The 22,529-nt window shown below is 65.5% G+C and carries 23 protein-coding genes; 12 read left to right on the forward strand and 11 right to left on the reverse strand.

What is annotated here, in order from left to right:
* Nucleotides 1-2: 2 nt before the first annotated feature.
* From AC1ROB_RS02425 to AC1ROB_RS02445, 5 genes are all read right to left on the reverse strand, one after another.
* A complete protein-coding gene (locus AC1ROB_RS02425; protein ID WP_492972347.1) occupies nt 3-698 on the reverse strand; it encodes an ABC transporter ATP-binding protein in 696 nt (231 codons plus the stop codon).
* Nucleotides 698-1,441, reverse strand: coding sequence for an ABC transporter ATP-binding protein (locus AC1ROB_RS02430; RefSeq protein ID WP_492972346.1), 744 nt, complete (start codon nt 1,439-1,441; stop codon nt 698-700). The genes AC1ROB_RS02425 and AC1ROB_RS02430 overlap by 1 nt, the downstream gene beginning before the upstream one ends.
* Entirely contained in the window at nt 1,441-2,469 is a 1,029-nt protein-coding gene (locus AC1ROB_RS02435; protein WP_492972345.1) for a branched-chain amino acid ABC transporter permease, read from the reverse strand. Before AC1ROB_RS02435 ends, AC1ROB_RS02430 begins: the two co-directional genes overlap by 1 nt.
* Before the next feature lie 4 nt (nt 2,470-2,473).
* Entirely contained in the window at nt 2,474-3,394 is a 921-nt protein-coding gene (locus tag AC1ROB_RS02440; RefSeq protein WP_492972344.1) for a branched-chain amino acid ABC transporter permease, read from the reverse strand.
* Nucleotides 3,395-3,464: 70 nt separating this feature from the next.
* A complete protein-coding gene (locus AC1ROB_RS02445) occupies nt 3,465-4,754 on the reverse strand; it encodes an ABC transporter substrate-binding protein (protein WP_492972343.1) in 1,290 nt (429 codons plus the stop codon).
* A gap of 182 nt (nt 4,755-4,936) precedes the next feature.
* On the opposite strand from AC1ROB_RS02445, the gene AC1ROB_RS02450 reads away from it, so the two are divergent.
* Nucleotides 4,937-5,815: a MurR/RpiR family transcriptional regulator gene (locus tag AC1ROB_RS02450; protein WP_492972342.1), complete on the forward strand. Its 879-nt coding sequence runs from the start codon at nt 4,937-4,939 to the stop codon at nt 5,813-5,815.
* Between the two features lie 6 nt (nt 5,816-5,821).
* On the opposite strand, the gene AC1ROB_RS02455 is transcribed toward AC1ROB_RS02450, so the two are convergent.
* Entirely contained in the window at nt 5,822-6,712 is an 891-nt protein-coding gene (locus AC1ROB_RS02455) for a LysR family transcriptional regulator (protein ID WP_492972341.1), read from the reverse strand.
* Between the two features lie 129 nt (nt 6,713-6,841).
* Between AC1ROB_RS02455 and AC1ROB_RS02460 the strand changes: the two genes are divergently transcribed.
* Nucleotides 6,842-8,338, forward strand: a complete 1,497-nt coding sequence (locus tag AC1ROB_RS02460) for a CoA-acylating methylmalonate-semialdehyde dehydrogenase (RefSeq protein ID WP_492972340.1) — start codon at nt 6,842-6,844, stop codon at nt 8,336-8,338.
* A 145-nt stretch (nt 8,339-8,483) separates the two neighbouring features.
* Nucleotides 8,484-9,692, forward strand: a complete 1,209-nt coding sequence (locus AC1ROB_RS02465) for a serine hydrolase domain-containing protein (RefSeq protein ID WP_492972339.1) — start codon at nt 8,484-8,486, stop codon at nt 9,690-9,692.
* A 10-nt stretch (nt 9,693-9,702) separates the two neighbouring features.
* On the opposite strand, the gene AC1ROB_RS02470 is transcribed toward AC1ROB_RS02465, so the two are convergent.
* On the reverse strand, nt 9,703-10,092 hold the full coding sequence (locus AC1ROB_RS02470; RefSeq protein WP_492972338.1) for a hypothetical protein: 390 nt from the start codon (nt 10,090-10,092) through the stop codon (nt 9,703-9,705).
* 26 nt (nt 10,093-10,118) lie between these two features.
* Entirely contained in the window at nt 10,119-12,305 is a 2,187-nt protein-coding gene (locus AC1ROB_RS02475; RefSeq protein WP_492972337.1) for an O-linked N-acetylglucosamine transferase family protein, read from the reverse strand.
* Between the two features lie 146 nt (nt 12,306-12,451).
* Here AC1ROB_RS02475 and AC1ROB_RS02480 point away from each other — a divergent pair, with 146 nt between their 5' ends.
* The 7 genes from AC1ROB_RS02480 (at nt 12,452) to AC1ROB_RS02510 (ending at nt 18,959) form a co-directional block, all read left to right on the forward strand.
* Entirely contained in the window at nt 12,452-13,720 is a 1,269-nt protein-coding gene (locus AC1ROB_RS02480) for an FAD-dependent oxidoreductase (protein ID WP_492972336.1), read from the forward strand.
* A gap of 2 nt (nt 13,721-13,722) precedes the next feature.
* A complete protein-coding gene (locus AC1ROB_RS02485) occupies nt 13,723-15,597 on the forward strand; it encodes an AsmA family protein (protein WP_492972335.1) in 1,875 nt (624 codons plus the stop codon).
* 122 nt (nt 15,598-15,719) lie between these two features.
* Complete coding sequence (locus tag AC1ROB_RS02490) at nt 15,720-16,229, forward strand: hypothetical protein (protein WP_493031376.1); 510 nt, start codon at nt 15,720-15,722, stop codon at nt 16,227-16,229.
* A gap of 18 nt (nt 16,230-16,247) precedes the next feature.
* The gene (locus AC1ROB_RS02495) at nt 16,248-17,003 is read left to right on the forward strand and encodes a hypothetical protein (protein ID WP_492972332.1); all 756 of its coding nucleotides are present in this window, start codon (nt 16,248-16,250) and stop codon (nt 17,001-17,003) included.
* Nucleotides 17,004-17,092: 89 nt separating this feature from the next.
* Complete coding sequence (locus tag AC1ROB_RS02500; protein ID WP_492972331.1) at nt 17,093-17,527, forward strand: low affinity iron permease family protein; 435 nt, start codon at nt 17,093-17,095, stop codon at nt 17,525-17,527.
* Between the two features lie 3 nt (nt 17,528-17,530).
* Nucleotides 17,531-18,673, forward strand: coding sequence for a DNA topoisomerase IB (locus AC1ROB_RS02505; protein ID WP_492972330.1), 1,143 nt, complete (start codon nt 17,531-17,533; stop codon nt 18,671-18,673).
* A 40-nt stretch (nt 18,674-18,713) separates the two neighbouring features.
* Nucleotides 18,714-18,959 (forward strand): hypothetical protein, encoded by a 246-nt coding sequence (locus AC1ROB_RS02510; RefSeq protein WP_492972329.1) that lies wholly within the window; start codon nt 18,714-18,716, stop codon nt 18,957-18,959.
* On the opposite strand, the gene AC1ROB_RS02515 is transcribed toward AC1ROB_RS02510, so the two are convergent.
* Complete coding sequence (locus AC1ROB_RS02515; protein WP_492972328.1) at nt 18,956-19,987, reverse strand: LLM class flavin-dependent oxidoreductase; 1,032 nt, start codon at nt 19,985-19,987, stop codon at nt 18,956-18,958. The genes AC1ROB_RS02510 and AC1ROB_RS02515 overlap by 4 nt on opposite strands.
* 121 nt (nt 19,988-20,108) lie before the next feature.
* On the opposite strand from AC1ROB_RS02515, the gene AC1ROB_RS02520 reads away from it, so the two are divergent.
* Together AC1ROB_RS02520 and AC1ROB_RS02525 are read left to right on the forward strand one after the other, a co-directional pair.
* The gene (locus tag AC1ROB_RS02520; protein ID WP_492972327.1) at nt 20,109-20,759 is read left to right on the forward strand and encodes a ferritin-like domain-containing protein; all 651 of its coding nucleotides are present in this window, start codon (nt 20,109-20,111) and stop codon (nt 20,757-20,759) included.
* Nucleotides 20,756-20,914 carry a hypothetical protein gene (locus AC1ROB_RS02525; protein ID WP_492972326.1) on the forward strand — a complete coding sequence of 53 codons (159 nt, stop codon included), beginning with the start codon at nt 20,756-20,758 and terminating at the stop codon, nt 20,912-20,914. The genes AC1ROB_RS02520 and AC1ROB_RS02525 overlap by 4 nt, the downstream gene beginning before the upstream one ends.
* 192 nt (nt 20,915-21,106) lie before the next feature.
* On the opposite strand, the gene AC1ROB_RS02530 is transcribed toward AC1ROB_RS02525, so the two are convergent.
* Nucleotides 21,107-21,286: a DUF1328 family protein gene (locus tag AC1ROB_RS02530; RefSeq protein WP_492972325.1), complete on the reverse strand. Its 180-nt coding sequence runs from the start codon at nt 21,284-21,286 to the stop codon at nt 21,107-21,109.
* A gap of 215 nt (nt 21,287-21,501) precedes the next feature.
* The gene (locus AC1ROB_RS02535; protein WP_492972324.1) at nt 21,502-22,473 is read right to left on the reverse strand and encodes a Gfo/Idh/MocA family protein; all 972 of its coding nucleotides are present in this window, start codon (nt 22,471-22,473) and stop codon (nt 21,502-21,504) included.
* Nucleotides 22,474-22,529: the final 56 nt, after the last annotated feature.

A 22,529-nucleotide genomic window follows, 5' to 3' on the forward strand; every position in this document is an offset into this window, starting at 1 on the left:
GCTCACACTCCGATCAGGCGCTGGCGCAGGACCGGATTGTCCAGCAGATCCTGGGCCCGGCCCTCATATTCGATGCGGCCGCGATCCATCACATAGGTGCGGTCCGAGACCTCCAGGGCCGCCAGCGCATTCTGTTCGACCACCAGCACGGCGATGCCCTCATCCCGCAGCCGCCGGATGGTGCGCATCACGCCCTGCACGATGTTGGGCGCCAGGCCCTGGCTGGGCTCGTCGAACAGCACCAGGCCGGGCGAGGCCAGCAGCGCTCGCGAGATCGCCACCATCTGCAGCTCGCCGCCCGACATGTTTTCGCATTCGCGGCGCATCAAGTGCTCCAGCGCCGAGAAGATTCCGAACATCTCGTCCTGACACCACGACCGGAAGCGGGTGCGCCGCGTGCCCAGACGCAGGTTGCGCGCGCCGGTCAGGGTCGGGAAGACGCGACGGTCATCCGGCACCCATGAAATCCCCAGGCGCGAGATGCGGTGGGTTGGCATATGGGTGATGTCGCGATCGTCGAAGCGGATCTGTCCGCGCCGCGGCGGCGACAGGCCGAGGATGGAGCGGATCGTCGTGGTCTTGCCCGCGCCATTCGGACCGAGCAGGGCGACAACCTCGCCCGGGCCGATATCGAGCGACACGCCGAACAGCGCCTGCGTCTCGCCATAGAAGGTTTCAATTCCGGATACGCTGAGCATCAGGCCACCGCCCCCAGCGCCGACCGCGCCACCCATTTGTTGGCCTTGAGCGCGGCCGGCGTGCCCTCGGCAATCACCTGGCCCCAATGGATGACCGAAATGCGGTCGGCCAGTTCGAACAGGAAGCGCATGTCATGCTCGATCAGGCAGATGGTGTACTGCCGGCGGAGCTGGCGGATCAGCTGCGCCAAGGCCTGCGTGCCCTTGGCGCCGAGACCGGCCGTCGGCTCGTCGAGAAACAGGATGCGCGGTTCGGCAGCGAGCGCGACGGCGATTTCCAGGGCGCGCCGCTCGCCGTAGCTCAGATCCTTCGACTTGTTCCAGGCGCGATCCGCGAGGCCGACCTGATCCAGCACGGCCAGCGCCGCCTTGGTCAGTTTGCTGTCGTTAAACGTGGCGCGGAACGGACTGCTGCCGATGGCGCGGAAGGCCGGCAGCGCCAGCATCACATTCTCGATCACCACCGCGTCGTCGAACAGGTTCATCAGCTGGAAGGACCGCGAGATGCCCAGACGCGCAATCATATGCGGCTTGAGCCCGGTGATGTCCTTGCCGTCAAAGATAATGCGGCCGGCATCGGGCGCATGATGCCCGGTGAGGACATGGAAGCAGGTGGTCTTGCCGGCGCCATTGGGGCCCATGATGCCATGCACAGTGCCGGCTTCGATCGACAGCGCGATATTCTCCAGCACCACGCGGGCGCCGAAACGCTTCTGGATGCCCTGAGCCTGAAACAGCGCCATCACACTGCCTCCGGCCTGACGGCAGGCGCAGCAGACGGTGACGGCGGCGGCGACCGCTGTGCCATGCCGTGGATCAGTCCGGCCAGACCTTCCGGCCGCACCATGACCATGACGACGAATATCAGGCCGTACCAGAGCAACCAGGCCTCGGTCAGGCCACCCAGCACATCGCGGGCGATGAAATAGAGGATGACCCCCAGCACCGGACCCCAGAAGCTGACCAGGCCGCCGCCGACCAGCACCATCATCACGATGATGCCGGACTGATGCAGGCTCATCACATCGGGATAGGCGCTCTGCTGCGCCATGGCGAACAGCCCGCCGGCCAGACCGGCAAACGCCGCCGACACAGTGAAGGCCAGCCATTTCCAGCGCCAGACGTCATAACCGACGAACCGGGCGCGGGTTTCATTCTGACGGATCGCCTGCAGGATGCGGCCGACCGGCGCGTTGACGACCCGCCACATCAGCAGCACCGCCACTGCCATGATGGCGGCCACGAACCAGTAGAAGGCCGCATTGTCGTTCAGGTTGACGCGCCACGGACCGATGACGAGATCGGGCCGCGGAATATTCAGCAGGCCGTCCTCGCCGCCGGTGAGCCAGTGCAGCTTCATGGCGGTGAACCAGAAGACCTGGCCGAAACCAATGGTGAGCAGCGCATAATAGATGCCGCGGCGATGCGACAGGAAGGCGCCGACGACGGCGCCGGCAACGGTGGCCGCGAGGATGGCCGCCAGCAGGCCGCCCCACAGGCTGATCGCCACGCCATGCTGGAACAGGCCGAAGCCATAGGCGCCGATGCCGAGATAGGCGCCATGGCCGAAGGAATGCAGGCCGGTATAGCCGAACAGCAGGTTGAAACCCATGGCGAAGAGGATCCAGATCGCGATCTCGACGCCGAGATACTGGTAGAGGCCAACCAACTGCAGCCAGAGCGGCGCCGTCGCCAGGATCGCGAGGAAGAGTCCCATCGGCAGCGTGAAGGGCGTGCCGCCGCGGGCCGGGATATCGGAAAGCGTGATCATCGATTCAGTTCTCCAGCGCGCTCTGGCGTCCCAGCAGGCCGCGGGCGCGGAAGCCGACAATCGCGATCAGCAGGATATACATCGACATCAGCGACCAGGCGGGCGCATAGGCGCCGGTGATGCCGGTGGCCATGCCCACAAGGATGGCGGCGGCGACGGCGCCCCAGAAGCTGCCGACACCGCCGATCACGATGATGAGGAAGGCCGGAATGACGACATCGATGCCCAGATGCGGGCGCAGGCCCCAGATCGGCGCCATCACCATGCCGGCGATGCCGGCCAGCGCCGAACCGAAACCGAACACGATCAGACGCAGGCGGGCAAGATCGTAGCCAAGCGCGCGCACCATCTCGCTGTCATGCGCGCCCGCCTTGATGATCGCGCCATAGGGCGTGCGCTCAAGGAAGAGCCAGACCAGCAGGATGGCAACAATGGCAAAGCCGGCGGCATAGAACTTGTAGGTCGAGAAAATCAGCCCGCCCATCAGGAAGGCGCCGCTGATCATCTGCGGGACTGGCATGCTCTGCTCGCCGGTGCCCCAGACCAGCCGGATCGCCTCTTCGACGACAATGGCGGCGCCAAAGGTGAGCAGCAGGCCATAGAGCGGCGCCTTGCCATAGGTCGGACGCAGACAGAGTTCGAGCAGCATGCCTGCGACGCCGGCCAGCACCGGCCCCGATGCGAGGCCGATGAAATAACGGCTGGCCATCGGCAGTTCGAGCCACCAGATGCCGAATGGCGTGCCGGCAAACCAGCCGGCGCCAATGGTTGAAAGCGCCAGGTAGGCGCCGAGGGTGAAGAGCGAGCCATGGGCGAGGTTGATCACCTCCATCACGCCAACAATCAACGTGAAACCCAGGGCAATCAGGGCGAACAGCAGGCCAAGCGTGAGCCCGTTGACGAGATGCGGAACAAGACTGGTCATGTGAATCAGCGTTTCGACAGGGACAGGAAAAGAGCGGGCGGCCGCATGACAGCCGCCCGCAGTTTCAGGGTTACGCGTCGAAGTTCGGCGTGGACTCGTAGGATTCCAGCTTGCAGGCACCGCTCGCATCCGCATCCATCGCTTCCTGCGGCGAGGTGTTGCCGAGAATCTTGAACATGTCGTCCGAATCCTTGGTGCCAACATTGGCCGTGGCCAGATAGATGGACTGCTGCACCTGGTGCGTCACCGGATCGATCCAGGCATCGTGGTGCTGCATGCGGTCACGCGCCGACATCTTGTGACCTTCTAGCGCCTTGATGACCTTGATGTTGTTGGTGGAGCCGGCGCGTTCAATGGCGCCGAGCAGTTCGCGCACCGACCAGTAGCCGTTGTAGAACACGTTGCCGGGCACCTTGATCGCGGTATCCGGGAACATGGTCTTGTAGCGCTGCACGAACTCGGCCACGCCGGGCAGATCGAGATTGTAGTACCAGGTGGTGCCGAACACGCCGAACAGGTTGTCGAGCGGCAGGCCGTAGACGTCCGGCCAGTCCTGCTGGTTATTGATCCAGGCGGTCTTGTCGCCCATGCCGAGCTGCGCGATCTGCTGGCGCATCGCCTTCTGGTCGTCGCCGCCGATCGCCGCGGCAACCGCGCCCGGCTTGAGCTGCTGGATCTTCAGCAGTTGCGAGGAGAAATCGCGGGTGCCCTGCGGCACCAGGATTTCCTCGACCATTTCGCCGCCGAACTGCTTGAGCAGCGCCTTGGTGGCGGCGGATGTGGAATGGCCCCAGACGTAGTCGTTGGTTAGCAGCACCCACCTCTTGCCGAACTTCTCGACGGAGGCCTGCACCGCCGCCTTGGCGAAGTTGGTGCCGTTGGCGTCGAAGACGAATTTGACGCGGTGACAGTTCTGCCCGGCTTCCGACGGCGCGCTGGAGTTGGTGTTGATGTAGATGACGCCGTATTTCTGCGCCACCTGGCTGATTGCGTTGGCGACGCCGGAATGGATGGCGCCGATCAGGAAGCCGCAATTCTCACGGGTGATCATGCGCTCGGCGACGCGGCTGCCGGTGGCCGGTGTGGTCTCGGTATCGAGATGGAAGGTTTCGATCTTGCGGCCGAGCACGCCGCCCCTGGCGTTGGCTTCGGCGATGGCCATCATCATGCCGCGGCGGTCTTCGGCGCCGGAATTGGCATACTGGCCGCTGGCATCCGATGTGATGCCGATGCGGATCGGCTTGGCCGCACCCTGCGCATAGACGCGGTTATGCGTCCACGGGCCCATGAAGGCCGCGCCGCCGGCGGCGCCCGCGGCCGAAGTCAGCAGACGACGACGGCTAATCTTGAATTGAGACATGGTGGTTCCTTCCCTGGATGGCACTCTTTTCGGGCCTGACGGCGGTCGCTGTTCGATGATCGAACGCCGGTTCAGAGAAACTGAATAAAAATTCAATTCACGTCAATGAATATTTTTTCTATAGAATTGAATATTCCGTTCAATGATGGAATTCCCGGCTAAAATGCTCTAAAGGCTAGGACATGAGCGATCAGTCGGCTTCTAAAACGCCCCCGATTTCCATCGACGACCTGGCAGCGTCGGCCAGCGTCGAGACCTTTGACGGCCTGCGCCAGCGCATTCGCGACCGCTTCGCCACCCTCAGCCCACATCTGCAGCGGATCGCCCGGGCGTCTTTGGAAGAGCCGAACGGCTTCGCGCTCAACACCACCGCGACCATCGCCGCTGATCTGGAAATCCAGCCCTCGACCCTGATCCGCTTCGCCAAGGAATTCGGCTATTCCGGATTCTCTGATCTGCAGCGCGTGTTCCGGCAGCGCCTGATCGAGGGCGAACCGACGGTGCGCGAACGCGTCTATTCCGAGGAGACCGCGCGCCCCGGACCGCTGAATGTGCATGACCTGCTGCAGACCTGCGTCTTTGCGCACGTGGCGGCGCTGAACGATCTGCTGACCCATTGCGATATCGAGAGCCTCAGCAAAGCGGTCGAGATGCTGCGCCAGGCCCGGCATGTCTATATCGCCGGCCTGCGCCGCTCGCGGCCGATCGCCGCCTATCTCGCTTACGCACTCACGCGCTCCGAACGCGCCAGCAGCCTGCTCGATTTCGCCGGCGGCATGGCCGGGCCACAGATCGCCACCATCGGCGCCGATGATGTTCTGGTCGCCATCGCCTTCCCGCCCTATTCACGGCCGGTGGTCGATATCGTGCTTGATGCCTATGTCAGCGGCCGCAAAGTGCTGGTCGTCACCGACGGCCCCGCCAGCCCGCTGGCCAGCAATTCGCATCTGCAGCTCTATGTCGATGCCGGCGCGGCCTCGGCCTTCCAGCCGATCTCCGGCGCCATCGGTCTGGTGCAGACGCTGATCACCGCCCTGAACTGGACACCCAAGGCCGATTAAACGAAATCAGCCGGCAGGCAGAAAACGCCGCCGTTCCTCGCGGAATCGCTTGGCCAAAAAATCGCGGCAGGTGGCGATGCGGCGCACGGATGTGGCCTCGGGATGGCTCAGCAGATAATAGCTCCGCCGGTATGTGACCGTTGGCAGGATGCGCATCAGGCCGCTGTCTTTAGGTACCGCGAAATCATGCAGGATGCCGATGCCGGTTCCGGCCTTCACCGCTTCCAGCTGCCCGACCACGCTGGCGCAGCGGAATTTCCGCCCGGGCGTGCGTTCCAGCAGCGCGCCGTAATCCAGCGCCGATGAATAAGCCATGTCCTCCACGCCGGTGACCAGCACATGCCCGGCCAGGGCTTCGGCATTTTTCGGCGTGCCTTCCCGCTTCAGATAGGCGCGCGCGGCATAGAGGCTGAGCGAATAATCCGTGAGGCGGGAGACCACGAGACGGCCGGCCGCCGGCTGGTCGAGAACGATGGCCAGATCCGCCTCGCGCCGCGTCAGCGAAAAGATGCGCGGCATCGGCACCAGCTCAATGGTCAGGCCCGGATGCAGGGCAACCAGGGCGCCGAGTTCTTCCGCCAAGAAACAGTTGCCCAGACCGTCGGGCGCACCGATGCGCACGGTGCCGGTGACTTCGGCCTCCACGGCGCGCAGCTCTTCCGCGATGCCCAGCACCTCGGTTTCCAGACGCTCGGCGACATCCATCAGCCGCTCGCCCGCCGTCGTCAGGGTCGAGCCGGCGGGCCGCCGGATGAACAGCTGCGAGCCCAGCGATTCCTCCAGTGCATCCAGCCGCCGCGAGACGGTGGCGTGATTCAGGCCGAGTTTCCGGGCCGCCGCCAGCAACTGGCCCTCGCGGGCGATGGCCAGAAAGACCCTGAGATGATCCCAATCCATGCCTTGGGTCCTGACTTCAATTTACGCACACTGGTTGATGACTATTTCAGATTGCTGTGCGCTGATTGATGTTGGATCAATTCAGGCCATCGGTCAAATCCTTCGCAGAGTCCTTTCAGGAGCGCGGCAATGCCCACACAGATCTCACATTTCATCGGCGGCCGCCTGGTGCCCGGCCAGGGCCGCAGCGCCGCCGTGTTCAATCCGGCCACCGGCACCCAGTCGGGTGAAGTGGCGCTGGCCTCGGCCGCCGAGGTCCGCGCGGCCGTCAAGGTCGCGACCGAAGCCGCGCCCGGCTGGGCCGCCACCACGCCGCTGAAGCGCGCCCGCATCCTCAACAGCTTCCTGCGCATCCTGGAAGAGCGTACGGACGAACTCGCCGCCGTCATCACTGCCGAACATGGCAAGGTGCTGTCGGATGCCCGGGGCGAGATCCAGCGCGGCATGGAGGTGGTGGAATTCGCCACTGCGGCCCCACAGTTGCTGAAGGGCGAAGTGACCGAGAATGTCGGCACCAAGGTCGACAGCTATTCGCTGCGCCAGCCGCTCGGCGTGGTCGCCGGCATCACGCCGTTCAACTTCCCCGCCATGGTGCCGATGTGGATGTTCCCGGTCGCACTGGCTTGCGGCAACTGCTTCATCCTCAAGCCGTCGGAACGCGACCCCTCGGCCTCTTTGCTGCTGGCCCAGTGGCTGAAGGAGGCCGGGCTGCCCGATGGCGTGTTCACCGTGATGCAGGGCGACAAGGAGGCGGTCGACGCGCTGCTGCATGATCCCGATATCCAGGCGATCAGCTTCGTCGGCTCGACTCCGATTGCCCGCTACATCTACGAAACCGCCGCGCGCACCGGCAAGCGCTGCCAGGCACTGGGCGGCGCCAAGAACCATATGATCGTCATGCCCGATGCCGATATGGACCAGGCCGTTGATGCGCTGATGGGCGCGGCCTATGGCTCGGCCGGCGAACGCTGCATGGCCATCTCGGTCGCCGTGCCGGTCGGCGAGGCCACCGCCAATGCGCTGATGGCCAAGCTGGAACCGAAGGTGCGCGCCTTGCGCGTCGGCCCCGGCACCGATGCGGAAGCCGAAATGGGGCCTCTCGTCACGCGCCAGCATCTCGACAAGGTGCTCGGCTATATCGATGCCGGCGAAGCCGAAGGTGCAAAGCTGGTGGTCGATGGTCGCGGCCTGAAGCTGCAGGGTTATGAGCAGGGCAATTTCATCGGCGGCACGCTGTTCGATCACGTGACGCCCGAGATGACGATCTACAAGGAAGAGATTTTCGGCCCCGTTCTGGCCGTGGCGCGCGCCGACAGCTACGAGACCGCGGCGAAGTGGATCAACGAACACGAATACGGCAACGGCACGGCCATCTTCACCCGCGACGGCGACGCCGCCCGTGAATTCGCGCACCAGATCAAGGTCGGCATGGTCGGCATCAACGTGCCGATCCCGGTGCCGATGGCCTTCCATTCCTTCGGCGGCTGGAAATCGTCGCTGTTCGGCGACCTGCATATGCATGGCCCGGAGGGCGTGCGGTTCTATTCGCGCCTGAAGACCATCACCAGCCGCTGGCCGACCGGCATCCGGGCCGGCGCCGAGTTCGTCATGCCGACCATGGGGTGATCGCGCTCGGAATCCAGCTTGCCGCCACGCCAGGATCGCACTACAAAAAACCATCGGCGGTCTGCCGTTCCGTGATGTTCAAGCCCTTGGTGAAGGGACGTCCGCTCTCAGCGGACGCCGCTTCCTCGCAACACCCGTCAGGACCATGCAGCGACGATCTTTCCTGACCGGTGTTGCCGCCGCCCTGCTGCCGGCACTGCCAGTGCAACCGGCGCGCGCCGCCGATATCTGGGGCGGCGACCTGGGCTATCCCACCGGCTGGGGGCCGCCGGGCGAGACGCCGCACTGGGAAAAACACAAGGCCTATCGCGTCGGCAATTATTCCGGCGGCTATGAAGGCCTGTTCCCGCTGCACAAGGTGGCAGCCGCCGGCGGCACACCGGCGCCGCTCGCGCTTTCGCTGCGCGACGACCTGACCTACGGCTCGGGCCGCAAGCTGGCCGACTATCTGCGCAGCTGGCCAGTCACCGGGCTGCTGATCGCGCGCGACGGCGTCATCCGCTCGGAATATTACGGCTTCGCGCGCCAGCCGCAGATGCGCTTCACCAGCTGGTCGATGGCGAAATCGGTCACGTCTTTGCTGCTCGGCATCTGCATCGACCGCGGCCTGATCGCCTCGCTGGACGATACCGCCGACCGCTATGTCGACAGCCTGGCCGGCACCGTGCATGGCCAGACCAGCCTGCGCGATCTGGCCAATATGTCGAGCGGCGCGCAGATCCTGCATGCGAAAGACAATGCCACGCTCTATCCGCAGGCCTTCCTCGGCAAGGGCGCCGATCTGGAAACCGCCGTGCGTGGCTGGAACTGGCGCGCCGAGAAGGCCGGCAGCCGCTTCAATTACAACGAGCTCTGCCCGCTTACTATCGGCATGGTGATCCGCCGTGTCACCGGCAAGAACCTGGCGCAGTTCTGCGCCGAGCAGATCTGGCAACCGCTGCGCGCCGAGGCCGATGCCACCTGGATGACGGATTCCAGGGGCAAGGAGTTCAACTGCATCGGCTTTGCCGCACGCCTGCGCGACTGGGCACGGCTGGCGCAGATGATCGCGCAGAATGGCGAGATCGGCGGGCGCCAGATCGTCAGCGCCGCCTGGCTGACCGAATGTTCGAGCTGGTCGGACAAGGACCGCCAGGTGCGACATGGCAGCGCCGATCGCGGCATCGGCTACAAATGCTTTTTCTGGCATCCGCGCGCCGACGGTTCATGGATGATGATGCTGGGCCACCATGGGCAGGTGGTGCTGATCGACCGCCGCAGCCGCACCGTGCTGGTGCATACCGCCGTCGATCATGACGGGCCGTGGCGGCGCGAGCTGTTCGAGCTGTTCGACGCGGCGACCAAGCAGAGCTGACGCCTGCGTCCTACTGCGCCCGCGCCAACCTAATCTTGCGGTTCAGCCGGCCCTCGGATGTGAACAGTTCGACCTGCACGCCGCGACCGCCCGGATGCACGCGCATCGACCCCTGGGTAAGCTTCTGACAGTTGCCGCTGCCGGTGCCGCGCAAATTGTAATTGCTGAGCTGGCCGGTGGCGCCGGCATATTGCAGCTCGAAGCCGCAGGCCCAGTGCGCCATGCGGATACGGCCGGCGGGATCGCCAACAAACCGCACCGGCTGCAGGATCAGGAGCACGGACACCGTCTGCTCGCGATAGGTGAATTTGCCGCGATAGTGCCCGGCTTCGATATTGGCGCGCGCCGCCGGCGCCAGCAGCAGAAGAGCCGCGCAGATTCCGAACAGCCGATAGAACATAAGCCTTCGCGCTTCCGGCCATGCGGTCATGCTGCGCCCTGATCCGCCACATCGAAGGGGGCCGGCGGCTGGCCCGCCAGATGGCGCTCCCACATCTGCGCATAGGCGGCTTCGAGATTGCGGGTGAAGCGCGCGATGTCGAACAGCGGTGACGTCTCGCGACCATCGGCCAGGCGCTGGCGGATCGCGGCGAGAAGGGCCGGATCGCGCGCCAAATCCAGTGCCAGCGCCTCGTAAGCCGGCAGATCGGCGGCGATCAGCTCGAACAGCCCGCTGGTGGTCAGCAGGCTGCCGGCGACACGGCTGATGAAGGTGCGGCCGGCGCAGGTCACCAGCGGCAGGCCGCTCCACAATGCATCGGAAGCGGTGGTATGGGCATTGACCGGGAAGGTATCGAGGAACAGGTCGGCCAGACCCTGACGGGCCAGATGCGCCGGCAGCGCCAGGGCCGGCGCGAAGACCAGCCGGGCAGGATCGATGCCGCGCGCCTGTGCTTCGCGGCGCAGGTTGTCAGAGGCCAGCGGCGTGCTGTGCAGCAGCCACAGCACGCTGCCCGGCACCTGGCCGAGCAGCCGCATCCAGATATCGAAGACCTGCGGCGTGAACTTGTAGGGATTGTTGAAGCTGCAGAAAACGAAGCCCTCCTCGGGCAGGCCGCAGGCGGCGCGCGTCGGCACGGCCGCCGTTCCGCGCTTGGTGTCGTTGGGCTGGTAGCTGTGCGGCAGCGTCACCACTTTTTCGTCGAACTGCCCGTGATGCGCCGGCGGAATAATAAAGCGGTCGGCAATCACATAGTCGATGAAGGGCGCGCCCATGGTGCCGGGATAGCCGAGATAGTTGACCTGCACCGGCGCCGGACGGCAGGCCAGGATTTCGGCGCGAGCATTCTGGGTATAGCCCTTGAGATCGACCAGAATGTCGATGCCGTCGTCATGGATACGCTGCGCCGCCGCACCATGGGCCAGCGGCCGTAGATCGACAAAACGGTCGAAGCCGGCGACCAGGCGGCGACGGATATCGGTGTCCGAATCCGCGCCAAGCGAATAGCCGGCAATCTCGAAGCGGCTGCGGTCATGGCGCTCGAACAGTTCGGCCATCAGATAAGCGGTGGCATGGGGATGGTAGTCGGCCGAGAGATACCCGATGCGGATTTTATCGCGGCGCTGGGCCGACTGCTGCGGCAGGCGTACGGCGGCAGCCGTAATCGGCGCGGCGAAATGGCGCGCACTGAGCAGCTGTTCCTCCGCTGTCGTGTCCAGCGTAATCAGCGAGAAGCAGGTGATGTCGGTGGGACCGGCGCGCACGAAGTCGCGCACCCTGGCTTCGATGGCAGCGAAATCCTGCCAGTCGCAGATATAGCGCCGCTCGAACGACAGCTTGCCCCAGGCCGCGGCCTGCTCGGGCGCCTCGGATGCCACCTGCTCGAAGCAGGCGATGGCTTCCTGGTGCCGGGCGGACTCGCCCAGCAGGGTACCGAGGTTGAGGCGGGCGCTGATGAAATCGGGCTTGAGCCGCAGCGCCTCGCGATAGGCGGCTTCGGCGCCGGCGATGTCGCCCATGCGCTTCAGGGTGTTGCCGAGATTGCTCCAGGCTTCGAAAAATGCCGGCGCGATCTCCAGCGCCTGGCGATAGCGGATGACCGCTTCGGGCAGGCGGCCGAGATCGGTCAGGCTGATGCCGAGATGCGCCTGCGCTTGCGCGAAGCGCGGATTGTAGATCAGCGCTTTTTCCTGCCAGGCGACGGCCTCGTCGAGCCGGCCGGCGATGCGGCAGGTGATGCCGAGATGATAGTAGGACTGGAAATACTCGGGCCGGATGCGGATGGCCTGTTCGTAGCAGTCGACGGCGCCGGCCAGATCGCCCTTCGCCCGCAGCGCATTGCCGAGATTGTTATAGGCGGATTCATTGGGCTGCAGGCGAATGGCCTGGCGGAAGGCGGTGATCGCCTCGTCGAGCTGGCCCTGGCTGCGCAGGATGGTGCCGAGGTTGTTATAGGCCTCGGGGCGTTTCGCATCGACGGTGAGGGAACGGCGGATCAGCTTGGCCGCCTGGTCGAGCTCGCCACGGCCATAGAGCAGCAGACCCAGATTCTGCAGGGCGGTCGCCTCGCGGGGGCGCAGCGCCAGCGTCTTCTGATAGAGCTTTTCCGCTTCCTCGAGCCGGCCGGCCTGATGGGCCTCGACTGCCTGAATCAGAATCTTATTCGCCGACATGACCCATCCTGCATTCCCCTGCGCGGCAGCATACCGGCGACCCTGCCGGATCACAATCGCGCCTCGGCCGCAGACAGGCAGGCCATAATTCTGCCGCGGTTGCGCGCTGATCTGCGCTATCCTGCAGACCCGAACGAAGTACCGCCATGACGGATACCGCCACGCCTTTCGCCACACGCCCGTCTTCGCGCACCGCCTGCGTGATTGCCGGTGGCGGCCCGGCCGGCATGATGCTGGGCCTGCTGCTGGCCCGCGCCGGCGTCAAGGTCACCGTGCTGGAGAAGCACAAGGACTTCTTCCGCGACTTCCGCGGCGACACCATACATACCTCGACGCTGGACGTGATGCGCGAGCTGGGCCTGCTGGAGGCCTTCCTGCAGCTGCCGCACCAGAAGGCGCAGACGCTGCGCGGCAGCTTCGGCGAAGACGAAATCACGCTCGGCGATTTCCGCACGCTGCCGACAGCCTGCAAATACATCGCCTTCATGCCGCAATGGGACTTCCTCGATTTCATCGCCCGGCAGGCACAGCGTTATCCTGAATTCACCCTGCGCATGGAGGCCAAGGCCAACGGACTGCTGCGGGAACATGGACGCGTGAGCGGCGTGCGCGTGAAGACTCCGCAAGGCTATGAGGAGATTCATGCCGACCTGGTCGTTGCCTGCGATGGCCGCGATTCCGAATTGCGGCACCAGAGCGGCCTGCCGGTGATCGACCTGGGCTCGCCCATCGACGCGCTGTGGTTCCGGCTGCCGCGCGGCGACGGCGATCCGCATGAGCTGGTCGGCCGGCTGGATCGCGGCCAGCTGATCGCCATGATCGACCGCGGCGACTACTGGCAATGCGCCTATGTGATTCCGAAGGGCGGACTGGCCGCCCTGCAGGCGCTGGGCCTGCCGGCGCTGCATGCCGATCTCGCCCGCCTGGTGCCCTTTGCCGCGGCGCGGTTCGCGACGGCGATCACCGGCTGGGACGACCTGAAACTGCTGTCGGTGCAGGTCAATCGCCTGCATCGCTGGCATGCGCCGGGCTTGCTGTGCATCGGCGATGCGGCCCATGCGATGTCGCCGGTGGGCGGCGTCGGCATCAATCTCGCCATCCAGGATGCGGTGGCCGCCGCCAATATCCTGCATGCGGCCCTGAAAGACGCCGCCGGCCCGCTGCCCGACCGCCTGCTGGAGCAGGTGCAGGCGCGGCGCGAATGGCCGACGAAAATGATCCAGGGCTTCCAACTGCGCGCCCAGGACATCCTGTTCAACCGGGTGCTGCGCGGGCCGGGATCAGAGCAGGGGCCGCTGCGAGCGCCCTGGCTGCTCCGGCTGGTCACCCGCCTGCCGCTCATCCGCGGCCTGCTGCCGCGCTTTATCGCCCTGGGCCCGCGGCGGGAACGTGTGCAGAGTCCCGACGTTCATTAGTCATGCGTTTATGGCTGAAAATCGGGCTCGCCGTTCTGGCGTTCGGGCTGCTGCTGACCCTGGCCGGTCTCGGCGCCGTGGCGCTATGGCCGCGCGCGGCAGCGGAAGCCATTGCCAGCCATCTGCTGCAACGGCGCGTCACCCTCGCCGAACTCAGCATCCACTGGGGCGATCCGCTGCGCATCCGCCTGCACGACCTGACCCTGGCCAATCCTGACGGTTTGCAATCGACGCATATGATCACCATCGCGGCGCTGGAGGCCGAGGTGGATCGCCAGGCGCTGTTCGACGGCCGCGTGGTCTATCGCCAGCTGCGTGTCGACAAGCCGATCGTGGTGCTGGAGCGCGATGCCAAGGGCCATGGCAACTGGGCCTTCGGCAGCAGCAGTTCCAATGGCGCCCCCGCCAAGGGCGGCCTGGCGCTGGTGCCGAAGAACCGCGCGCAGTTTCCCAGCCTGCTCGACATGAAGCTGACCGGCGGCATGGTGCGCTACCGCGCCTCCTCGGGCCAGTGGCTGTCGATCCCGCTGGACGATCTGACCATCCAGGCGCAGAACGAGGATGCGCCGGTGACGCTGACGCTGGATGGCGGCTACAACGACACGGATGCGCAGCTGAGCGCCATGACCGCCTCCTTCAACACGCTGCGCGATGCCGGGAAACCCTTCGATGTCGGTTTCGGCATCGTGACGTCGAGTGCGCGCCTGGACTTCAAGGGCGTGATCAACGAGCCGCTGGATTTCGAGGACGTGCAGGGACGGTTGTCGCTGGAAGCGCCGAAGCTGGATGCCCTGCTGGGCATCTTCAAATCCGCCATCGGCCTGGGCGATGTGCCGCTGCGCTTTGCCGGCGGCTTCACCCATACCGGCGAGCAATGGCAGCTGGACGGCCTGAGCGGCGATCTCGGCGGCAATGCCTTCGAGGGCAACATGACGCTGCATGAAGGCGCGCGCGGCAAGAGCGACCGCATCCGCGCCGTGCTGGATTTTGCGCGCCTCGATCTGGCGCCTTTGCTGCCGGCGCCGCAGGCCAAGGCGGCCGGCCCGGCCTGGCGCAGCGTGAAACTGCCGCCGCCGACCGCGCCCGATACGGCGCAGGTGGATTTGCAGGTCAGCGCCCAGCGTTTCGTCTATGGGCCCTGGCAGGCGGAAAGCCTGACCTTCGCCGCCACGATGGAGCCGGGCCGCATCGATGTCGAGCGGCTGGCCGCGCAGCTGGCCGGCGGTGAGGCCGTGCTGCAGGCGACCATGACGGCCCAGTCCAACAGCGGACCGCCCGGCGGACAGGACGGCAAGCTGGTGCTGGCGGCGCGCATTGCTCATGCCAGTGCCGACCGGCTGCTGCCGATGCTGGGCCTGCCGAGCGGACAGCTCGCCGGGCCTGTGAATCTGCAGACCAGCTTCAGCGCGCAGGGACCGACCCTGGGCCAGGCGATGAAGACGGCGCAGGGCCAAACCGTGCTGGCGCTGCAGGACGGCCGCATCGCACGCGCGCTGATCGAACTGGTCTCTGCCGATCTGCGCACGCTCTTCCGCCAGAAGGATGAGTCGACCGGCCTGCGCTGCCTGCTGGCGGTGATCGACCTGAAGAACGGCGAGGGCCGCATAGCGCCGCTGACCCTGCGCAGCGATGGCGGGACCATACGCGGCGCCGGCAGACTCAATCTGGTCGAACCGAAGATCGATCTGCTGATCCGGTCCGATCCAAAGACCACCGGCAGCCTGGCGCTCGACATTCCGATCCGGCTGTCCGGGCCGCTGGACGGCAGCGGTCTCAAGGCCGCGCCCGAGCGCAACGTCACCCTGCCGGACCTGCCGCTGCCGGCCCTGAAAGGCGAGATGGCCGCGCTGGCGCAGAAAAATCCCTGCTGGCGCTGAGGCCGGCGCGCCACGCCCGCATACAAAAGTTAAGTCCGCTGAAGATCACTCAGACTCTTGCGAGCGCCGCGCGACCTGCGCTACCAAAACAGTCGGCGGTTACTTTCAGGGGAATGGTGGGGATGCGTCGGTTCGGCAGTCTTGTGCTTATGTTGCTGGTCTTGGCCGCCTGTACCCATAACCCGATCCCGGACGGCTATACCGGTCTGCGCGCCACTATTTCCGACTCCGCCCTCGTGAAGGGCAGCAGCAGCGCCGACATGTTCTTCGTGTCGAAGGTCGACGGCAAGATGATCGACGACAGCGCGGCCGCCTCCCGCAACGCCAATCAGGGCCGCGGCTTCTTCATGACGCCAGCCGTACTCAAACGCGACATCCCGGCTCAGCCGCTGCTGCTGACTCTTGTCGGTCGCACCCAGTACGGCGCACCGATCCAGGAACTGATCAATCCGATCTTCCATGTCAGCGGGGATGTGACCTTCACGCCCGAACCCGACGGCCTTTACATGGTCAAGGGCATGCTGAGTGAAACCCGATCCGCCGTCTGGATCGAAGACACCAGAACCGGCCAGATCGTCGGTGACAAAATCGAAGTACAGGGTCGCGCCACGCTCGGCGTCCTGCAGAAGTAAAACCACGGGAATCCTCAGATGCGTTTTGCCGCCATACTTGTGTCCTGCCTGCTGCTGATCGGTTGCGCCACCCAGCCGGTCGCACCGGACAAGGCACTCGCCTACAAGCGTATCGGCGTGTTGTCGGCCATGGGCGACAGCTTCGCCCTCAATGCAGTCGGGGTGACTGTTTTCGGCAACGAGGCCAAGACCGAGGAACTCAAATTCGGCGCCGATGACATGCTGAGCGAAAAGGCCATCCAGGCGCTCTCGGCAAAATACGAGGTGGTCGATCTGACCAAATACCGCGAGGCCTTCCTGGCGCAACCGAAATACTGGCCGGGCCAGAAGGGCATGTTCGCCCCCGATGCGCCGACGGCGCAGGAGGTGGTGCGCAGCCTGATGGGCGCCGAACAGCTGGACGCCTATCTGGTTATCACGCCGGCCAGCTTCGCCGTCCGCGGCACCAATCAGGGTGGCGGTGGCATCGGCATCATGAAGCTGCAGAAGGTGATCAGCAGCAACGACCACCGCCTGCATGTCGCCTATATCGTGACCGTGATCGACGGCAAGGATTATTCCTACGCCGCCGACATGCGGGCCATTCCGGTGGATGAGTCGAGCGCCATGTCCTTCATGGCCGGCAGCTCGCCCCTCAGCGGCCCGAACTGGCCCATGCTGCAAAAGCACTGGGAAGCCGCGGCGGCGAATAAGGAAGAAATCCGCCAGATGTTCGACCTGCTGGTGAGCCAGAGCATTCCGCATACCCTGCGCCGGGCCCAATTGCTGAACTGATCGGGCGGGTGCTCAAAAAAATCCCTGCCGGCGCCGAGGCTTAACGAAGCCTCCGGAACCGCGGCTTGGGCATGGCGTTTGAGTTGGCCATGGCCGAGAAACCCGCGCGCACCCCAACCCCCAGCACCGCCGGCCCGAGCCGCTGGTTCACCCGCTTTGCCGGCAAGGCCGCCCATGTCGCCGGCACGCCATGGGTTTTCGCCTTCGCGCTGCTGAGTATCGTGGCTTGGGCCGCGCTTGGTCCGATGCTGGACTATTCCGAAGTCTGGCAGCTCACCGTCAACACCGGCACGACGATCGTCACCTTCCTGATGGTCTTCCTGATCCAGAACACCCAGAACCGCGATTCCGTCGCCATGCAGATCAAGCTGGACGAACTGATCCGGGCCAACGCAAAAGCGCATAACTCCCTGCTCGATCTGGAAGAGCTGACCGAGGAGGAGCTGGAGAAATTCCGTGCCACCTACGAGAAGCTGGCCGCTGGCGCGCGCAAGACCAAACCCGCCAGCAAAGCGAAGGCCTGAGCCATGCTGCTGCCGCTCACTCCCCAGGATGCCGCCGCCGAAGCCGGCCTGCGCTATGTGAGCGACGCTGCGCCCGGCATCCTGCGCCGCCGCCATGGCAAGGGCTTTGCCTACAGCACCCGCGACGGCGCGCGCCTGGACTGCCGCGAAACCCTGCAGCGCATCCGCAGCCTGGCGATCCCGCCGGCCTGGCAGAATGTATGGATCTGCGCTCAGCAGAACGGCCATATCCAGGCCACGGGGCGCGATGCGCGCGGCCGCAAGCAGTATGTCTACCATCCGGATTTCCGCTCTTTGCGCGAAAGCGGCAAATACGAGGCGCTGCCGGCTTTCGCCCGCCTGCTGCCGGCCATCCGCGCCCGCGTCAGCGCCGACATGGCCCTGAAAGGCCTGCCGCGCGACAAGGTGCTGGGCACCATCGTGCATCTGCTGGAAACCACGCTGATCCGCATCGGCAATGCCGATTATGCGACGCAGAACGGCAGCCACGGCCTAACCACCCTGCATCGCCGCCATGTGAAGATCGAGCGCGGCGTGCTGCGTTTCCGCTTCATGGGCAAGAGCGGCAAGAGCTGGGACCTGCAGCTGCATGACCGCCGGGTGCTGAACGTGATCCGCGCCTGCCAGGACCTGCCGGGACAGGAAGTGTTCCGCTACCGCGACGACGACGGCATCGTGCAGAGCGTCAGCTCGGCCGATGTGAACGCTTACCTGCGCGAGATCAGCGGCGCCGATATCACGGCGAAGGATTTTCGCACCTGGGCCGGCACGGTGCTGGCCGCGCTGACGCTGCAGGCCTTTGCCGCGCCGCCGAGCCAGCGCGTCGCCAAGCGCAACCTGCGCGCCGCCCTGACCCAGGTGAGCGCCAGGCTGGGCAACACAGTGGCGATCTGTCGCAAATGCTACATCCACCCGGTTGTGATCGAAGGCTACATGACGGGCCGTCATCGCCTGGCGATTCCGGCGGAATCCCCTGCCGAAGCCGGCGGTCTGCGTCCGGAGGAATGGGCGGTGCTGCGGTTCATCGCGGCGAAACCGCGCAAAACTGTGACGAAAAAACAGCCGCATCGCAGCGGAACTCAACGGCTGTCACAGCGTTCCATGGATGGCCGATCTTATTCTCCAGCACCCCGGCCCGAGGCCTGAGCGTCACATCAGGCCGCACGGACAAAAAGGAGTGCCTCCCATGCAGACCCAGATTCAGATTCTCGACTGGACTGTCGATGCCGCCGCCAAGATCGTCGAGAACGACGACTATGTGGTGTCGATGTATGACAATGCCGAAGGCGATTACGACATCGCCTATATCCGGGCCAAGCGCCTGCATTCCGATGCCATGGAACGCGCGGTGCGTCCGCTGGCCATGCGCGAGGCGCGCGTCGCCTTCACGCTGGCGATGCGCCAGGGCCGGAGTGCCGTGGGCCGCAGCTAGGCAGCGGCGGCTTTTCCCGAGAGATTGAATTCGCGCGCCAGCAGCTCGTAACTGTGGCGCTTAGCATCCTGGCTATGCGTCCAGGTCAGCACCACAATCTCGTCGAGCTGCATCTGCGCCGCATAGCGACGCAGCTTTTGCGCCACCTGCTTGGCCGAACCGGCAAAACTACGCGCCCACAAAGCTTCCACCTCTGCCGCTTCCGCCGGTGTGAACGGCGGCACGTCGTCGGGCGCCAGCAGCGGACCCAGCTTCCCCTGATTGCGGTCCAGCTTCCAGCGCGCCCGCGTGCGGAACAGATGCCGGGCTTCCTCTTCGCTATCGGCAGCCAGCGCCCAGATGCACAGATTGGCCCGCGGCGTGTCGCCGAAGGCCGTGGCCTTGAAGTTGCGGCGATACAGCTCCAGCGCCTGGTCGGCGCCGCGGCCATCGGTGATGAAATGGGCGAATGAATACGGCAGGCCGAACACGGCGGCGAGCTGGGCGCCGTAATCCGACGAGCCAAGCATCCACAGATCGGGTGCACTGGCCGGAGTCATCGGATGGGCGCCGATCGCGCGGAAGCGATGGCCATCGGGCAGCTCCAGCCCGTGCAGCCAGTGCAGCAGGTCGCGCACCTGCGCCGGGAAACCTTCGCCACCGTCACCGTTCGGATTGAGCGCTACCGCCGTGCGGCCGTCGGAGCCCGGCGCGCGGCCGATGCCGAGATCGATCCGGCCCGGCGCCAGCGCATCGAGGATGCGGAACTGCTCGGCCACATGCAGGGCGGAATAATGCGGCAGCATCACGCCGGCGGAACCGAGCCGGATACGCTGCGTCCGCATCGCCAGCGCGGCCAGCAGAACTTCGGGTGCGGTGCCGACGATACTGGCATGGTTATGGTGTTCGGAGACCCAGAAGCGGTCGTAACCCAGCGCCTCGGCATGCTGCGCCAGCGCAACGGTATCGCGAATGGCGGTGTCCTCGGTCCTGCCGACGGCAACGGTGGACTGGTCGAGGACGGAGAGGCGCAGATCGGGCTGGGTCATTCCTCGCATCTAGCGCAGCCGGACCAGACCGGCAAGGCGGCATCTTGCCAGACCCTGGAACACCAAGCGGTCCGAAGGGTTGTTATTGGGTATCCCGGACAGAAAACAAGGAGGCCATGCAATGGCAGAATTGCGTTCCATCGAATCCCGCACCGAAAACCGCGGCGGCACCTCGCCGCTCACACCTGCCGACAAGCGCGTCGTCGAACTGCTGACGCTGCTCGGCCAGCGCTGCCATGACTCGCAGGCCGGCTATGCCAAGGCCGCCGATCAGGCGCAGGACGAGGACCTGGTCGAGGAATTCGCCGCGATGGCGGAGGAGCGTCGCGCCATGGCCGTGGATATCGACAATGCCCTGCGCGGCCTCGGCGCCGAACCCGGCACGGGCGGCTCGTCGCTGGGCGCGCTGCATCGCCTGTTCATCGGGGCGAAATCCATGTTGTCGCGCAACGACCGCCGCGCCATCCTGGAAGAAGTGGCGCGCGGCGAAAGCGCATTCGAGGAAACCTATGACGAGGTGCTGGTGCTCGACCTGCCCTACGAGTTGCGTCGTCTGCTGCAGGCGCAGCATCGCGCGGCGCGGCGGGCCCGCGACTACTATGCCGCCATGGCCGAGCGCACCCCGCAGGAGATGCGCCATGGCCTCGCCGCCACCACCAACAGCGTGATCGCAGCAGCCAAGCAGCGGCCGATGCTGGTGACGGGCCTGGCCGTGGTGGCCGGAGCCCTGTTCGCGGCCGCCCTGGCCGGTCGCCGGTACAAGCGGTGGTGAGTCTGCAGCAGGTGCCGGTCGATCCGCCGGCCGAGCCGGGGATTCCGCCGCCCCTGAAGGAACCGCCGCCCGTGCGCGAACCGGAAGAGCCGCCCGAGCATCTGCCGCCGCTCAACCCGCCCATTCCAGAAAAGGTCTGGCCTGAAAAGGTCTGAAGCCGCAAACGGCGCCCGTCATTTCACGGGCGCCGTTGTCAGGTCAGGCAAAAAAATAGCGGACGTCTTGCGACATCCGCCGAGTTGGGGGGAAGGACCTACAGAGGAAAAACACTCAGACTCGGCAGGAATTCTGCCGGCTCCGGACGGGGGGACGAACCGGAGCCGGCCGTGGCCGGAGGCGTAACAGCCCTAGGCCAGCGGGGGTCGGCGACCGGTGATCAGATGCGCGATCAGGCTGACCACGAAGACCACCAGGAAGATGAAGAACAGGATCTGGGCGATGCTGGCCGAGGCGGCGGCGATGCCGCCGAAACCGAACAGGCCGGCAACCAGCGCCAGGATGAAGAAAATCAGGGCCCAATACAGCATGGGTGGGTACTCCTCTTTTGCGCCCGCCAGGCCGTCCTCAATCAGGGCAGGCATCGCGGCGGGCAGTTGCAAAAGAAACGGGGAGCCGGGGTTTTGGTTGCACAGCCCGTCGGGAGAAAACCGGGAGAAAGCTGTGACAGGCGGGTCACAACGGCGCGGCAGCCGGCGGCCACAGGCAGCCGGATTTACAATATTTACAAATACTTAGACTGAAATCAGGCTTTCAGGACGGTTTCGACCACCCGCTGCACCTCGGCCGCCTCGCGCAGGGTCGCCAGATCCTGCACCCCGCCGCCGGTCAGCGCCGCCACCTTGTCGAGCTGGCGCTTCAGCACCAAGGGCCGCATCTTTTCGTTCGGCAGGGCATCGGCCGCCTCGCGCCACTGGCCATCGGCTTCGAGCTTCTCGGCAATCGACCAGTCGCGCAGACGGATGCGGCCCTTCGGCCCGATGATGGTGAAAAGGTTGTGGTCGGGCTTGTCGGTCTGGCCGACTACGCCATCCACGGTGACCGGCAGCGTCCCCGCCAGCAGCACGGCGCCGATGCTGCGCTCGGATTTGCCGGCTTCCGGATAGGCGACACTGTGAGACTTCAACTGAAGAGGCCCGAACAGGCGGCGCGCCAGGAACAGGAAATGCGAGCCGACCTCGCGGGCGAACCCACCCTGGGCGCGGGCATCCAGCCAGTTCACCGCATCGACCTGCCAGGGCCGCGGCCAGGCGGCGAAGCCGATCTCGATCTCGATCCGCTCCACCGGGCCGGTGGCGCCGTCTTTCATCCAAGCGCGCAGCTGATCAACCGCGAAGGACGAGGCGAAGGGGAAATTGATACCGGCGCGGGCCCCGGTTTTCTCGGCTTCGGCGACAAAGGCTTCGGCCTCGGCCACATTGATGGCCAGCGGCTTTTCACAGAACACGGCTTTGCCAGCGGCAAAGGCGTCGCGCGCATAGCCCAGATGCGAGGCCGGCGGCGAGGCGATGTAGAGGCAGTCGCAGGCCGCAATCGTGGCGGCAGCAGAATCGAGCCGCGCAACCTGCGGCAGCTCGGCGGCCAGGCGCTGCATGGCACCGGCGGCAGGGTCCCAGACTCCGGCAACGATGAGCACGGCCGGATCATGATTGATGGCGGCGCGCAGCAGGCGCTCGCCCATGATGCCGTAGCCGATGATGCCGAGACGAACTGCCATGACGCTTTGCTTTCGGGAATAATGGTCCGGGAGGGCGGCATTATAGGCACGACGCC

The organism is Ferrovibrio sp. GW821-FHT12F09, from assembly GCF_058806775.1.

Excerpts from the sequence above, each read along its gene's own strand:
- AC1ROB_RS02425 (WP_492972347.1), bottom strand. The coding sequence starts at position 698 with ATGCTCAGCGTATCCGGAATTGAAACCTTCTATGGCGAGACGCAGGCG.
- AC1ROB_RS02430 (WP_492972346.1), bottom strand. The coding sequence starts at position 1,441 with ATGGCGCTGTTTCAGGCTCAGGGCATCCAGAAGCGTTTCGGCGCCCGC.
- AC1ROB_RS02435 (WP_492972345.1), bottom strand. The coding sequence starts at position 2,469 with ATGATCACGCTTTCCGATATCCCGGCCCGCGGCGGCACGCCCTTCACG.
- AC1ROB_RS02440 (WP_492972344.1), bottom strand. The coding sequence starts at position 3,394 with ATGACCAGTCTTGTTCCGCATCTCGTCAACGGGCTCACGCTTGGCCTG.
- AC1ROB_RS02445 (WP_492972343.1), bottom strand. The coding sequence starts at position 4,754 with ATGTCTCAATTCAAGATTAGCCGTCGTCGTCTGCTGACTTCGGCCGCG.
- AC1ROB_RS02450 (WP_492972342.1), top strand. The coding sequence starts at position 4,937 with ATGAGCGATCAGTCGGCTTCTAAAACGCCCCCGATTTCCATCGACGAC.
- AC1ROB_RS02455 (WP_492972341.1), bottom strand. The coding sequence starts at position 6,712 with ATGGATTGGGATCATCTCAGGGTCTTTCTGGCCATCGCCCGCGAGGGC.
- AC1ROB_RS02460 (WP_492972340.1), top strand. The coding sequence starts at position 6,842 with ATGCCCACACAGATCTCACATTTCATCGGCGGCCGCCTGGTGCCCGGC.
- AC1ROB_RS02465 (WP_492972339.1), top strand. The coding sequence starts at position 8,484 with ATGCAGCGACGATCTTTCCTGACCGGTGTTGCCGCCGCCCTGCTGCCG.
- AC1ROB_RS02470 (WP_492972338.1), bottom strand. The coding sequence starts at position 10,092 with ATGTTCTATCGGCTGTTCGGAATCTGCGCGGCTCTTCTGCTGCTGGCG.
- AC1ROB_RS02475 (WP_492972337.1), bottom strand. The coding sequence starts at position 12,305 with ATGTCGGCGAATAAGATTCTGATTCAGGCAGTCGAGGCCCATCAGGCC.
- AC1ROB_RS02480 (WP_492972336.1), top strand. The coding sequence starts at position 12,452 with ATGACGGATACCGCCACGCCTTTCGCCACACGCCCGTCTTCGCGCACC.
- AC1ROB_RS02485 (WP_492972335.1), top strand. The coding sequence starts at position 13,723 with ATGCGTTTATGGCTGAAAATCGGGCTCGCCGTTCTGGCGTTCGGGCTG.
- AC1ROB_RS02490 (WP_493031376.1), top strand. The coding sequence starts at position 15,720 with ATGCGTCGGTTCGGCAGTCTTGTGCTTATGTTGCTGGTCTTGGCCGCC.
- AC1ROB_RS02495 (WP_492972332.1), top strand. The coding sequence starts at position 16,248 with ATGCGTTTTGCCGCCATACTTGTGTCCTGCCTGCTGCTGATCGGTTGC.
- AC1ROB_RS02500 (WP_492972331.1), top strand. The coding sequence starts at position 17,093 with ATGGCCGAGAAACCCGCGCGCACCCCAACCCCCAGCACCGCCGGCCCG.
- AC1ROB_RS02505 (WP_492972330.1), top strand. The coding sequence starts at position 17,531 with ATGCTGCTGCCGCTCACTCCCCAGGATGCCGCCGCCGAAGCCGGCCTG.
- AC1ROB_RS02510 (WP_492972329.1), top strand. The coding sequence starts at position 18,714 with ATGCAGACCCAGATTCAGATTCTCGACTGGACTGTCGATGCCGCCGCC.
- AC1ROB_RS02515 (WP_492972328.1), bottom strand. The coding sequence starts at position 19,987 with ATGACCCAGCCCGATCTGCGCCTCTCCGTCCTCGACCAGTCCACCGTT.
- AC1ROB_RS02520 (WP_492972327.1), top strand. The coding sequence starts at position 20,109 with ATGGCAGAATTGCGTTCCATCGAATCCCGCACCGAAAACCGCGGCGGC.
- AC1ROB_RS02530 (WP_492972325.1), bottom strand. The coding sequence starts at position 21,286 with ATGCTGTATTGGGCCCTGATTTTCTTCATCCTGGCGCTGGTTGCCGGC.
- AC1ROB_RS02535 (WP_492972324.1), bottom strand. The coding sequence starts at position 22,473 with ATGGCAGTTCGTCTCGGCATCATCGGCTACGGCATCATGGGCGAGCGC.